The sequence below is a fragment of the Streptomyces sp. R41 genome (assembly GCF_041053055.1).
Classification (GTDB): Bacteria; Actinomycetota; Actinomycetes; order Streptomycetales; family Streptomycetaceae; genus Streptomyces.
The window spans coordinates 6,123,507-6,136,115 of sequence record NZ_CP163443.1 but is presented as its reverse complement, the minus strand read 5'-3'; the positions used below and the strand labels follow the sequence as shown (position 1 = coordinate 6,136,115).

Genomic DNA, 12,609 nt, shown 5'->3' with positions numbered 1-12,609 from the left:
GGGTCAGTTGGACGCCAGCAGCTTCAGCTCGGGGTGAGCCGTGCCGCCCTCGATGGCGGTCGAGGAGATGTGGGACATGACCCGCTCGTCGACCGGGTCGTTCGCCGGGTCGTCGTGCACGACGATGTGCTCGTACGTCGTCGTCCGCTGGGCGGGCACGCGTCCGGCCTTGCGGATCAGGTCGATGATCTCCATGCGGTTGGAGCGGTGCTTGGCGCCGGCCGAGGAGACGACGTTCTCCTCCAGCATGATCGAGCCGAGGTCGTCCGCGCCGTAGTGCAGGGAGAGCTGGCCGACCTCCTTGCCGGTGGTGAGCCAGGAGCCCTGGATGTGGGCGATGTTGTCCATGAACAGCCGCGCGATGGCGATCATCCGCAGGTACTCGAAGAGCGTGGCCTGCGTACGGCCCTTCAGGTGGTTGTTCTCGGGCTGGTAGGTGTACGGGATGAAGGCGCGGAAGCCGCCCGTCCGGTCCTGTACGTCGCGGATCATCCGCAGGTGCTCGATGCGCTCGGCGTTGGTCTCGCCGGTGCCCATGAGCATGGTGGACGTCGACTCCACACCCAGCCGGTGCGCGGTCTCCATGATCTCCAGCCAGCGCTCGCCGCTCTCCTTCAGCGGGGCGATCGCCTTGCGCGGCCGCTCGGGGAGCAGCTCGGCGCCGGCGCCGGCGAAGGAGTCGAGGCCGGCCGCGTGAATCCGCTGGATGGCCTCCTCCACGCTCACCTTGGAGATACGGGCCATGTGCTCGACCTCGGACGCGCCGAGGGAGTGAATGACCAGCTGCGGGAATTCCTTCTTGATCGCGGCGAAGTGCTTCTCGTAGTACTCGACGCCGTAGTCCGGGTGGTGCCCGCCCTGGAACATGATCTGCGTACCGCCGAGCTCGACGGTCTCGGCACACCGCCGCAGGATGTCGTCGAGGTCGCGTGTCCAGCCCTTGTCCGTGTCCTTCGGGGCCGCGTAGAAGGCGCAGAACTTGCACGCCGTGACGCACACGTTCGTGTAGTTGATGTTGCGCTCGATGATGTACGTGGCGATGTGCTCGGTACCGGCGTACCTGCGGCGGCGTACGGCGTCGGCGGCGGCGCCCAGCGCGTGCAGCGGGGCGTCGCGGTAGAGGTCGAGCGCCTCTTCGGGGGTGATCCGCCCACCCTCGGCGGCACGGTCGAGGACGGACTGGAGGTCGGCGTTCTCGGTCACCGGGGCGTCCCTTTCGTAAGGGTTGTGGACGGACCGAACCAGCCTACGCCAGCCCCTTCGGTCACCCGACGTCAGGCCGCGTACGCCGTCGATTCCGCCCTGCTCAGGCCGCGTACGCCCCGATCAGGAGCCCGACGTACGCCCCTGCGATCAGGAACGGTCCGAACGGGATCGATGTCTTGCGCCCGGCGCGCCGCACCACGACGAGCCCCATCCCGTACAGCCCGCCGAACAGGAACCCGGCGAAGGTCCCCAGGAACACCACGCTCCACCCGTACCAGCCGAGCATGGCCCCGAGCCCCAGCGCCAGCTTCACATCCCCGAACCCCATGCCGTTCGGATTGACGAGGAAGAGGACGAAGTACCCGCCCCCGAGCGCGAGCGCCCCGAACAGCGCCGTCAGCCACTCCCCCGCGTGCTCGGGCACGGCCGCGACCACCCCGAGCAGCACGAGCGCGGCACCCGCGAGCGGCAGGGTGAGCACATCCGGCAGCCGCTGCACTCTGAAGTCCACGACCGCGAGCAGCACACCGAGCGGCGCGAGCAGCAGCCACACCGCGAGCTCCGGCCGCGTACCGGTCGCGAGGCCGAGCCCGGCACAGACGAGAGCGGTGGCGAGGGAGACGAGGAGGGCACTGGGTCCGTACGAGGCGGGTGCACGACCGGCGGCCACATGTCCCGCGTCACCGTGCACGGCCTCCGACGTACGAGACGCACGACCGGAGCCGGCGCACCGGCCGCACCGGGCAAGCCCGAGCCATCCGCCCGCGACCCCGGCGATGACATGCCCCTCGGGACACCGTTCCCGCCACGCCTCATCCGGCGCGACGGAAAACCGGTACGCGGCCCGCGGCACCAGCGACCCCGCCGCCGCGCCCCACAGGGCGGCGACACCGGTCAACCAGAGATCGAGATCCACGCGCACACCCTACGTAGGCCGTTCGAGCCCTGTCGCCACCCAGCGGGCATCGGACAGCCACCGCTACCGCTCAAAAGAGGTCCAGCCCCAGGGCCGGGGCACGTCACCCGACGGCAGCCACGCCACTGCGCCACGTCGGCAGCAACTCATCCAGCAGCGCCTCCGTGCGCGGAGGCAACCCACGCGCCCCACTGCGGGCAACGAGGTCCGCAGCAAGCCGCTTCAGCCGGTCACTGTCCCCCGTGGCATGCGTCGCCCGAAGCAACTCGTTCCAGAGCCGCTCGTCCCCGGGGGCGGAGCCCAACGCCGCGTTCAGCGCCTCGATCGCCTTCTCCGCCCGGTCCTTCTCCAGATGGAACGCGGAGAGCGCGAGTCCGATGTCCGCGACGAGCAGTGGAAGCTGGGCGTCGATGATCTCGTGCGTGAGCCACCCGTACCGCCCCTGCGGACGGTCGGCGAGCAGCGGCCCGCGTACGAGCACGAGCGCGTCCGTGAGCAACCGCCCCCGCACCGCACGGCTGTTGACGCCCTTGCCCTGCGTCGCCTCGTGGTACAGCGAGCGCAGCACATCCAGGTCGGACACGACCGACTTGGCGAGCGTGAGCCGCCCGGCCGCGTCGATGCCGAGGCGGGGCGTGCCGTCGGGGTCGTTGCCGAGCCAGCCGCGCAGCCGCTCGACGAGCGCGTCGCGTACGTCTTCGGTGACACCGCGCGGCCACAGCGCGGAGGACAGCACCCGCGGGTGCACACCCTCACGGTGCAGAAGCAGCAGCGCCAGCGCCTCGTGCAGCAGTGGGCTGCGCTCGCCGTCGGGCGTCTCCAGACCGATGATCTCGTACGGGCCCACGAGGCGCGCGTACACCGCCGGACGCCCCTGCTCGCTGATGTCGACGAGGAACGGCGGCGCGGAGGAGTTGGTGCTCTCCCGCTCGGGGTCCGCCTCGACGAACAGCTCGACGACGGCCCGCTGCTGCGCCACCGGCAGGAGCTGCGCGTCGAGTTCGAGGCCAAGCAGCGGCGCGAGCAGCTTCCCCTGGCTGGTGATCTCCATCTCCCAGGCGGCGCCCGGCAGATCGCCGCTCTCGGTGCCGACGAGGTAGCCGATGCCCAACCGGCTGGCGTCGGCGGCGAGTTCGGCGAGCTTGACGGCATCCTCGGCGGACGGCTCGGCGGCGAGCAGCACGAGGTGCGGGGCCCAACGGGTGTGCTGGGCGGGCCCGGTGCGGCCGGTGAGCACGGAGTCGTGTCCGGCGGCCCCCAGCGCACCGCGCCGCTGCCGCGTCTCCGCCTCCATGGTCTCCACCAGCGCCTCGACGTCGTCGAGGTGGCGCAGCCTGTTGGGCGCGAGCGGCGTCAGGTCCTGGCCGAAGCCGACGAGCGTGATCGTCATGCGGTCCGACCACCCATTGGTCGCCAACTCGGCGGCGACGGAGGCGAAGACGCCCGCGCGGTCGCTCTCGCTGCCGCTGAGCGAGACGATGCCGGGGACGGACTCGAGGTTGAGGAGCAGCCTGGAGTCGTCCATGGTGCCCAGGCTGACCAGCCCGGGGTAGGGCGCGGCGGTGTCGACGTCCTCGTACCGTTCCGCGTCCGTCCGCGCCAGCATCCAGAACGTCTGGTCCTGACCGAGCTGCCACGGCGCGGGCGGCTTCCCGGCGGGCTGGGCGAGCTGCAGATGCAGATCGCCGTTGCCGCTGAGCCAGGCCGCGTAGACGGTCGGCAGCGGGCGCGACTCTGCCGCGAGAGCGGCCGCGAGTCCGCGCAGCGACAGGTCGAGCAGGCGTACGCCCTCGGGGTCGGCGCCCACGAGCAGCGCGTCCTGGGCGTCCGCGGCGGAACCGGTCGGGATCGGCGGCTCCATGCCGCGCCGCCCGCCGACGGCACCGAGCGCCGACTGCCACAGCGCCTGACGGCGCCGGCGGCCGAGGGCGCCGAGGAGGCCGGCGGCGAGGAGGGGCGCGCCGACGAGTGCTTCGGGAAGCCCGAAGGAGAAGCCGCTCTCCTGCGAACCGGCCTGCTCGTGCTGTTGGTCGCCGCCGCCCTGGTCACTGCTGGGCCGCTGCTGGGGCACATGGATGTGCGCGGTGTCCCGGTCTCCGGAGCCGCCGCCCTGCTGGCTGCCTCCGCCCTGCTGGTGATCCCCGGTCTTGGCGTAGTCGTGGATCTGCTGCTGGACCTGTTCCGAGACCTTGGGCGCCTCGTCGGGCATCTCGACGAGCTCGCCGCCGTGGGCGTCGCCGGGCATTTCGAGGATCCACCCGGGCCGGATCAGGCTGGCCTCGGAGAGCTTGGACCCGTCGGGCTGCGTACGGTCCTTGTTGAGCTGGTAGATCTCCTTGTACCGGCGCCCGTCGCCGAGATGCCGCTGGGCGATCTCCCAGAGCGAGTCGTGGTGGCGTCCCTCGGGCGGCTGGATCCGGTAGTACTTGGTGTCGCCTTCCTTGGCGGCGTGACCGCTCCCGCTGTCGGCGTGCGAGGCCGCATGGGCGGCCTGTTCGGCGATCGCGGCGGCCGTGTCGGCGGCGGCCTGCTCCTGCTGCTGGGCGAACAGCCCGCCAGGGGTCTGCTGGGCGACGGCGACGGTCCCCCGCTGGTTGCCCTCCAGGTTCTGCCCGAGCTGCGAGAGCCCGGGAGTGAAGCTGGCCGCGGTGGCCCCCACGAGAAGCAGCGCGGCGACGAGCTGCCGCGCGAGCAACTGGCTGGGCCCCGCGCCCGGTACCCGGTTCGGCAGCCCCACGCCCGACAGCGCGGCCTTCACCTCGACGAGCACGCAGGCGGTGAACTGGGCCCAGGCGAACCACACGATCACGGTGAGCACGTTGATGAACGTGTCGACGGTGATCTCCTGCTGCAGCCAGTCCAGCGACGGCTTCCCGCTCGGCAGCGGCCACCCGATCTGCGTGGCCAGCGCACCCGGCACCCCGACCAACAGCACGACCAGAGCGACGAACGCCCCGAACGCCTTAACGAAGTCCCCGAACGTCCGACGACGCCGGGGCAGGGGCTGCGGCGTCCGATTCCTCGGACCCGGCGAGCTTCCCGTCGAGCTGGAAGTGGTGCGTCGCGCCATGGCGGGTGTCCTGGGTCGTGAGTGGAGGGAGTGGGAGTTGGGAGTGTGCTGAGCCTACCGAGATCTTAAGGAGAGAGTCGAAGGTCAGACAGGGGACGCCGACCTGCGCCCATCCGATTCCTCACCACCCGCCCCGTAAGCCCGAGTTGCCCGTCGGGCCCCATCCCCCATGACGCCCAGCCTCCACATCATTCGCAACCGTCATGTCACAGTTCTCACGGTCCCCACACAATCCCCTTCTGCTGCCCCGCTCCCCTTTACGCGCCGCTGGTAGCTTCGTTCTCTGTTGCACACATGCCTTACACAGGGGGAGATCGATCGTGGCCCGCCGCACCCTGACCACCGCCGCCGCGTTCGCCGCGACGGCGACCCTGCTGCTCACCGCTTGCGGCGGCAGCAATGACGACTCGTCCGACGGCATCAAGGGGGCGGACACCGGGTCGAGCAGTCCGTCGGCTTCGACGTCGAAGGCGAACTCCGACGCACCCGACCTCTCGCTGCCGGGCGATCTGCACCTCGTCTTCGACTTCGCCAAGCCCTCCGACTCCAAGCACGCGGCGGCGCTCGACACGGCCACGAACTACATCCGGGCGCTGAAGCACGGAATCGTGAAGCAGAATCCGGACGATCCGGCGTACCAGTACTACTCCGTCGGCGGCGCCGCCAAGTACGCCAAGTCGCAGATTCAGGCGTGGGTGGACGGCGGATGGACCGCCACCGGGACGGACAAGTACTTCAATGCCGACACCGCGAACGTCGGCTCCACGGGCGTCCTCGTCACGTTCTGCAGGAACCAGGCCAAGTCGTACAGCAAGAAAATCAAGACAGGGAAGACCCACTACACGAAGGAATCCCTGGACAGCTACCAGAAGTTCACCATCCTGATGCGCCCCTCACCCGGTTCCACGCAGTCGTGGAAGGCACAGCAGATCGAGGTGCAGGGGCGGGTAAAGGAGTGCCAGGGATGACGACCGCACAGCACACGGCACGCCGGGCCGCCGCTCTGGCAGCGGCAGCCGTCCTGTGGTCGGCCGGCGCCGCATACGCCGATGACGTTCCGGGCGGTACCACGACTCCGCCCGCGGACAAGCCGAGCGGCGGCGCCAAGGGCAAGAACATCTACGCCTCCGCCACCCACTCCCAGATCAAAATCACCTACACGAAGGGCAACAGCGGCGGGAAGAAGGGCAACCTCGGGACCGTCGACCCGAATTGGAAGCCGCCGGCCTGCTGGTACGAGCCCGTCTTCACGCCCGAGGGGCTCAAGAACTTCGTGGACGAGTCGGACGGCAACGGGGACGTCGGGATCCACCAGTCCTGGTTCGGCAAGGGGTTGTGGACCGACCACTACAAGGACGGCAAGCCCGAGGACAACATGGACGAGAAGTGGACGTCCGCGCCGGGCTACGAGAACTACAACATCGGCAAGGACGGTTACTTCTGGCGGAGCGTCGCACCGGACGACACCGACCCGGAGTCCTGGAACTGCGGTCTCATCATGTTCTGGCAGAACGCCGGTCAGATACCGAAGGTCCCGCACGCCCCCACGGCCAAGACCCTCGCCGAATACGCCTACGACAAGATCAAGGTCCCGGACACGCAGGTCGAGTTGAGGCCCGAGGCCAAGTCGACTGTGAACCTGCCCACTTGGGTCTGGCTCGACAAGGGCACCTTCCAGGAGGTCAAGGTCCGGGCCGAGCTGCCGAACACGGGTCTGTGGGCGGAGACCACCGCCAAGCCGATCGCCCTCAACCTGGAGCCGGGCACGGACGACGCCGAGACCTACCCCGCCTCCGGCGAGTGCAAGTTCAACGATGACGGCTCCATCGGCACCCCGTACAAGACGGGGGACGCCGACAAGGCTCCGCCTTGCGGAATCACCTACCTGCGCGCCACGGACGGCCGGCCGTACCAGTTGAAGGCGAGCGTCACCTGGCAGATCACCTGGCAGGGCAGCGACGGCACCGGCGGCGACCTCCCGAACGGCACCTTCGAGACGACCCAGGACATGAACGTCCAGGAGATCCAGTCGATCAACCGCTGAGCGGGCCTGCTGGGCACTTGGGGGGCGCGCCCCGCAACTGACCAACTGTCATTGCGCGTCACACCAGCAACGGTCAATGCGCTATGTTCGCATGCGCGTTCTATTGCAGACATGATTTTACGTCGCAGGTGTTTACGGGGGAAACACGTGTCGCACCGCCCGACCGACTGGCACATACTCGACCTGGATCACGACCCGGCGCCGGGTGACCCGCACCGGGTCCGCAAACTCGCGGGTTCCCTGCACGACTTCGCCGACGACGTCTCCCACGTGCTGCGGGACATCAAGGGCATGGCGAACGAGGACGCCGTCCTGAAGTGGGCGGGCAAGACCGCGGACGCGTTCACCGCGGAGTTCGAGGACGTCCCCGGCAAGCTGAAGAAGCTCAAGAAGTCCTACGACCTCGCGGGCGACGCCCTCGCCACGTACTGGCCGGACCTGGAGGACGCCCAGACGAAGGCGGACAAGGCACTGCGCGACGGCCGCAAGGCCCGCGAGGAACTCTCCACCGCGCAGACCGCGTTGTCCGGCGCGAACGACTGGGTGCACACGGCCACCGCGAAGGCGGACTCGTACGACCCGAACAAGAACCACGGCAAGGACGTACCCAAGCCCGACGAGGCCGAGGTCCGGCGGGCCACTCGCAACGCGCAGCACGCCAAGGAGCAGCAGACCGCCGCCCAGAAGGACGTGGACGACGCCCAGGGCATGCTGGACGCGGCGAAGAAGCTCGCCGCCCATGCGAAGGGCCTGCGCGAGGACGCCGCCCGCCGCACGGTGAAGAAGCTCCACGAGGCCTCCGACGCCGGCATCCACAACCGGCACTGGTGGGAAGAGGCCGTCGACTGGGTCACCGACCACTGGGACGAGATCGTCACCGTCTGCAAGTGGGTCGTGACCATCGTCGGCATCATCGTGATGATCGTGGGCGGCCCACTGGGCTGGCTGGTGTTCGCCGCCGCATTGGTCGTGTTGGCCGACACGATAAGAAAGATGGCCAACGGCCAAGCGGGCTGGGGCGATCTGCTCTTCGCCGTCCTCGACTGCATACCCGCCACGAAGGGCTTCACCAGCCTCGCCAAGATCGGGAAGCTGTGGAAGGTCGGCGGGCTGCGCGCCCTCGGCGGTGCGTTCATGAAAGGAATCGGCGGAGGGCTCCTCAAAAAGGCCCTGCAGATCAGGTCAGGAGAAGGCCTTCGCGCCATCTACCGACCGTTCAAGGGATCGACGCGACTATTCGGCGGAACCATCCCTTACCGCGCGCTGTCACCCAAGGCGCGCCAACTCGCCAAGGCTCTCACGCGCGGCCCCGTTCACATCCGCCCGAACGAGGTGAACATCTCTCACATGGCCGAGCTTCAGAAATTCCATGGCGTCGAACACGCTGTGGTTCAGAATGCGGCCGGTGAACTCAGACTTTTCCAGGGCACGGAGATCACCACGAAAATCCCCGATGAACTGGCGAACGACGGCTACAAGTTCATTGCTCATACGCACCCGGAGGATCGGATACCCGGCCCTCCCGATGAGATGGAAGCCGCGCGCAATGTCAGAAACAGCATGAGCCGGGACCTGGACAACAAGAGCACACCTCACACGGAGGTGGTGATCAGCCGTGATGGCAATCTCAGGTTCTTCGACAACACAGGGGTCCTGGAGCTCCCGCAAGGAACGTACCCCGCCGGCGGCCCGGTGAGCGACGTCGGCGGCCTCATCCCGGTGCCCCGCGTATAGAACATAGACTGCGACAATCCAGGCTCCGCGGAGCTGACCACCAGGAGAGACATGCCCGACATCAATTGCTGCCAGATCTGCGGTGAGGCGGCTCCGCCTGTCGAAGGGTACTGCGGGGAGATCGTCGGTTACCGGCTTGTCCGAGACCCATGGGCCGCTGCTCCCTCCTTCCTGGACGGCAACATTCACTTCTCCTGCCTGGAGGGATCCGACAAGCGGGAGAGCTTCTTCGACGAGTTCACCCACCTGGTACAGGCCGGGCATGAGGAGATCGACAGCCTGGACGGATCGCTTCCTCGGCTCACCAGGATGGGGCTGGGGATGTCTCAGGTCTTCTCCGGCGCGGAATGCCACATCTTCCAGAGCGGTGTTTCCGATCGCTGGATGGTGGTCAAGAAGAACGGCCCTTGGTTCGCCCTGGGTTACCCCCAGCTTCAGGAAATCGCCGACGGCTCTCTGCCGAATTCGCCTGCCGACGTGACCCGCTACCGCCTTCCCGTGGATCCGGGCAGTCGGGTCGCCGAGTTGAGTCTTCCGGAACTGCTCACGGCCCTCGGAGTGGAAGAAAGGTATGCCACCGTGGCCAACCTGGCGCACGTGGAGTACCGGTTCGTCGACTATTACCCACCGAAGCGCCTGTTGGATTACGTCGCCCAGGCTCCCCTGCCGCTTCCCGAAGAGGCATGCGCTTTCCTGGCGAAACACGCGGAGACCTACGTGCCCGTCACCTTCGACGACGAGGAGGGCGTATGACTGCCCCTGGTACCGCAGCCGTCGGCGTGTCTCTCTCGGTCCCGGAGTCCTGGTGGGAGTTCGACATCCGCCCCGAGGGCCGGGACGCGACCATCCGTGCCCTCGTCGACGAGCGGACCCGCGAGATCCCCGAACTCGCTCCCTACCGCGCCGACCTGACCAACATGCTCCGCAAGATGGCCAAGGACGCGCACGACTCCGGTGCCATCTACATGGGCTGTATGGCGGAGAACTTCGAGGGGGTACCCCTGTCCGCGACCGTCACGGTCTCCGTGCTCGGTGCGAAGGACAAGCAGGGTGTGGCGCTCTCCACCGATCCCCGCGCCATCGCCGAGAACCTGCGCACCATCACGCCCCGTCGGGACGGCGACGCCTGGCGCACTGTGACGACCGTCGACATCCGCGAAGTCGGGGCGGCAGCCCGGACGTTCGGCGTCGAAGACGTACCCGTCGCGCAGGGCGACACGCGTACCCTTCGTATGGTGCTGACCCAGACGTACATTCCCGTCCCGGGAACCACCGACCAGGTCGTCCTCGTCTCCGGGGCCAGCCCGGTGCTGGACCTGGCGGAGGCGTTCCACGACATCTTCGACGCGGTGACCAGCACCTTCCGCTTCGTCTGACGAACCGAGCTTGGGGGACTTGAGACATGGGCAACGGCAAGAGCGACCTCGCGCTCCCGCTGAGTGAGCTGGAGGACTACGGCGGGCGGCTGCGGGACATCAAGACCCGCCTCAACCACACCAAGAAGCTCTTCGAGTCGTACAAGGACGACCTCGGCGACCACACGGTCTACGACGCGCTCGACGACTTCGAGTCCGGCTGGGAGGACGGCCGCGAGGACATCACCCAGGCATTGGACGCCCTGGCCGACATGTCCGACGCCGTGGTCCGCGAGTTCAAGAAGCTCGACGACAAGCTCGCCAAGGACGTCAAGGACGGGGTGAAGCAGGAGGACGGCAAGGGCGGCAAGAAGGGCGACGGGAAGTAGGTCGCCGGCGGCACGCCGGCGGCCAGCCGCCCCTCACCGGGGCTGAGCGCCACTCCCCTCAGCCGACCTCGTTCTCCGCAACCGCCTGGCCGTGGACGACCACGTCTCCGCCGTAGAACATGCCCGTGAAGACCGGGGAGTAGGTGAGCTGGACCTCGACCTCGACCTGGTCGGCGTTGGCGGCGACGCAGTGGGTGGCCGCGATGTCCGCGCCGGACATGCCCATTTCGCGGGCGAAGGCCTTGACGCGGGCGCCGCAGTTCTCGTAGCGGATGGGGGCGGGGCCGTTCTGGTTCTGGTAGAGGGCCTCGCGGTCGATGTCCTGGGCGGCGTACCGCGCAGCCTGTTCCGCGATGTCCGCGGCACGCTCCCGCTTGGAGATGGACATCCCGCCGTCGATGACGAAGGCCGAGAGGGAGAGGAAGACGATCGCGAAGATGATGACCGCGCCGGCGCCCGAGCCGCGGTCGTCGAGGCGGGCACGGCGGGCCGCCACCCAGGCAGGTACGGCCGCAGCCCAATAAGGTACGGCCGCCCAAGAAGGTTCGGTCGTCAGCCGAGCAGGTCCGGCCGTCACCCGAGCAGGTCCAGGCGTCCACCTGGCAGGTCCAGCCGTCACCCGGGTAGCTCGGGCCGTCCCCCGGCCCCGCCCAGCGGAACGCAGCGTCATGCCGTCCTCCTGAACGGGTCGAGTGGCGAGCTGAAGCTGGCCGAGAGCGTCGTGGGCACGTCGAGACCGATCATCGCCAGCCCCCGCACCTCACAGCTCACCTCGACCGTGAACAGGGTGTCGGGCTCGAAGCCGGAGCTCGTCTGGTTCACGGTCACCGGGCCGGAGCAGACGTCCGCGAGATCCGCCTCCGCCGCCTTCTTCGCCTCGGCCATGGCCGTCGAGTGGTCCTTCTGGATCGACCCGGCGCGCGCGGCGTCCCGGGCTGCCCCGTCGAGTGCGCCCCGCCCGTCCACCAACTGCCCGAAGGCCACCAGGACGAGAATGAAGAGGATCATCACCGGCGCCAGGATCACGACCTCGATCGTGGACAGGCCCCGGTCACGGGATGCCCGGTCCCGTACGAGGGAGACCAGACCGGTCATCAGTTCTCCCCCTCCTTGACGAACCTCTCCACCGGCCCCGACGACTGCGCGTGCACCGTCAGGTCGAGCCCCGGAAAGACCGTGGGCACCTTCGCCGTGATCTCCACGCCCACCGTGTTCTGCTCGGGCTGGAGCATCGTCACGTCCGGGGAGAGCACCAGCTGCGGGCCGAGCTGGCGGATGTAGCTGTCGACGACGTCGCGAGCTTCGCCGCGCCACGCGCCGGGCTGTTCGTCGGCCACGGCACGCGCCTTGCGGGCGCCCGCCTGGGCCGCCGCCTGGGCCACATGGTCCGCGAAGAAGTACAGCGCGAACTGCACCGTCGCGAAGATCATGAAGAAGAGCACCGGCGTGAGCAGCACGAACTCGATCGCGGTCATGCCGGAGTCGCCGCGGGCGGAGGCGGCCTCCACCCTGCGGCGCACCCAGCGACGTACCCCTCGGCGTGCGCGCACCCGTATCCCCGTATGAGAAGTGGACGAAGAACTCAGCAGGTCTTGCCCGCGTCTGCGCCCTTGATGCAGTCGCCCACCTTGTTGGCGCCGTCGCTCAGGGCGGCGTTGATGATCGCGGCGACCACGCCGACGATCGCGACGACGACGGCGGAGATGATGACCCATTCGACAGCGGAGGCACCGCGGTCGAGTTCGCCGGAGCGGGCGCGCTGCACCCGGCCCTGGAGGAAGGTGATCAGGAAGTCCACCCCCGGGATCCCGGTGCTGAAGTTCCGTCCGTTCATGGTGAGTTGTCCTCTCGAATACGTCGAGTTCGAAGAAAAATTGCGGATCGTCGACTTCAGA

13 protein-coding genes are annotated in these 12,609 nt (G+C 68.4%); 6 read left to right on the top strand and 7 right to left on the bottom strand.

Features of this window, described 5'->3' with window-relative positions; genetic code table 11:
• Positions 1-3: 3 nt before the first annotated feature.
• The 3 genes from mqnC to AB5J53_RS28120 form a co-directional block, all read right to left on the bottom strand.
• A complete protein-coding gene (gene mqnC / locus AB5J53_RS28130; RefSeq protein WP_369248436.1) occupies positions 4-1,203 on the bottom strand; it encodes a cyclic dehypoxanthinyl futalosine synthase in 1,200 nt (399 codons plus the stop codon).
• Between the two features lie 103 nt (positions 1,204-1,306).
• Positions 1,307-2,128, bottom strand: coding sequence for an A24 family peptidase (locus AB5J53_RS28125; RefSeq protein ID WP_369248435.1), 822 nt, complete (start codon positions 2,126-2,128; stop codon positions 1,307-1,309).
• A gap of 97 nt (positions 2,129-2,225) precedes the next feature.
• The gene (locus tag AB5J53_RS28120; RefSeq protein WP_369248434.1) at positions 2,226-5,192 is read right to left on the bottom strand and encodes a BTAD domain-containing putative transcriptional regulator; all 2,967 of its coding nucleotides are present in this window, start codon (positions 5,190-5,192) and stop codon (positions 2,226-2,228) included.
• Between the two features lie 320 nt (positions 5,193-5,512).
• On the opposite strand from AB5J53_RS28120, the gene AB5J53_RS28115 reads away from it, so the two are divergent.
• The 6 genes from AB5J53_RS28115 to AB5J53_RS28090 all read left to right on the top strand — a co-directional run bounded on the left by AB5J53_RS28115 (position 5,513) and on the right by AB5J53_RS28090 (position 10,714).
• Complete coding sequence (locus AB5J53_RS28115) at positions 5,513-6,160, top strand: hypothetical protein (protein WP_369248433.1); 648 nt, start codon at positions 5,513-5,515, stop codon at positions 6,158-6,160.
• Positions 6,157-7,236: a hypothetical protein gene (locus AB5J53_RS28110; RefSeq protein WP_369248432.1), complete on the top strand. Its 1,080-nt coding sequence runs from the start codon at positions 6,157-6,159 to the stop codon at positions 7,234-7,236. The genes AB5J53_RS28115 and AB5J53_RS28110 overlap by 4 nt, the downstream gene beginning before the upstream one ends.
• A gap of 147 nt (positions 7,237-7,383) precedes the next feature.
• Complete coding sequence (locus AB5J53_RS28105; protein WP_369248431.1) at positions 7,384-8,970, top strand: putative T7SS-secreted protein; 1,587 nt, start codon at positions 7,384-7,386, stop codon at positions 8,968-8,970.
• Between the two features lie 51 nt (positions 8,971-9,021).
• Positions 9,022-9,723 (top strand): hypothetical protein, encoded by a 702-nt coding sequence (locus AB5J53_RS28100; RefSeq protein ID WP_369248430.1) that lies wholly within the window; start codon positions 9,022-9,024, stop codon positions 9,721-9,723.
• Complete coding sequence (locus AB5J53_RS28095) at positions 9,720-10,346, top strand: hypothetical protein (protein ID WP_369248429.1); 627 nt, start codon at positions 9,720-9,722, stop codon at positions 10,344-10,346. The genes AB5J53_RS28100 and AB5J53_RS28095 overlap by 4 nt, the downstream gene beginning before the upstream one ends.
• A 26-nt stretch (positions 10,347-10,372) precedes the next feature.
• The gene (locus AB5J53_RS28090; protein WP_369248428.1) at positions 10,373-10,714 is read left to right on the top strand and encodes a hypothetical protein; all 342 of its coding nucleotides are present in this window, start codon (positions 10,373-10,375) and stop codon (positions 10,712-10,714) included.
• Between the two features lie 58 nt (positions 10,715-10,772).
• Here the strand turns inward: AB5J53_RS28090 and AB5J53_RS28085 are convergent, their stop codons facing one another.
• The 4 genes from AB5J53_RS28085 to AB5J53_RS28070 all read right to left on the bottom strand — a co-directional run bounded on the left by AB5J53_RS28085 (position 10,773) and on the right by AB5J53_RS28070 (position 12,548).
• Positions 10,773-11,210, bottom strand: coding sequence for a pilus assembly protein TadG-related protein (locus AB5J53_RS28085; RefSeq protein ID WP_369248427.1), 438 nt, complete (start codon positions 11,208-11,210; stop codon positions 10,773-10,775).
• A 170-nt stretch (positions 11,211-11,380) separates the two neighbouring features.
• A complete protein-coding gene (locus AB5J53_RS28080) occupies positions 11,381-11,809 on the bottom strand; it encodes a TadE/TadG family type IV pilus assembly protein (RefSeq protein ID WP_369248426.1) in 429 nt (142 codons plus the stop codon).
• A complete protein-coding gene (locus tag AB5J53_RS28075; protein WP_369252513.1) occupies positions 11,809-12,189 on the bottom strand; it encodes a TadE family protein in 381 nt (126 codons plus the stop codon). The genes AB5J53_RS28080 and AB5J53_RS28075 overlap by 1 nt, the downstream gene beginning before the upstream one ends.
• Before the next feature lie 107 nt (positions 12,190-12,296).
• Complete coding sequence (locus AB5J53_RS28070) at positions 12,297-12,548, bottom strand: hypothetical protein (protein WP_028805786.1); 252 nt, start codon at positions 12,546-12,548, stop codon at positions 12,297-12,299.
• Positions 12,549-12,609: the final 61 nt, after the last annotated feature.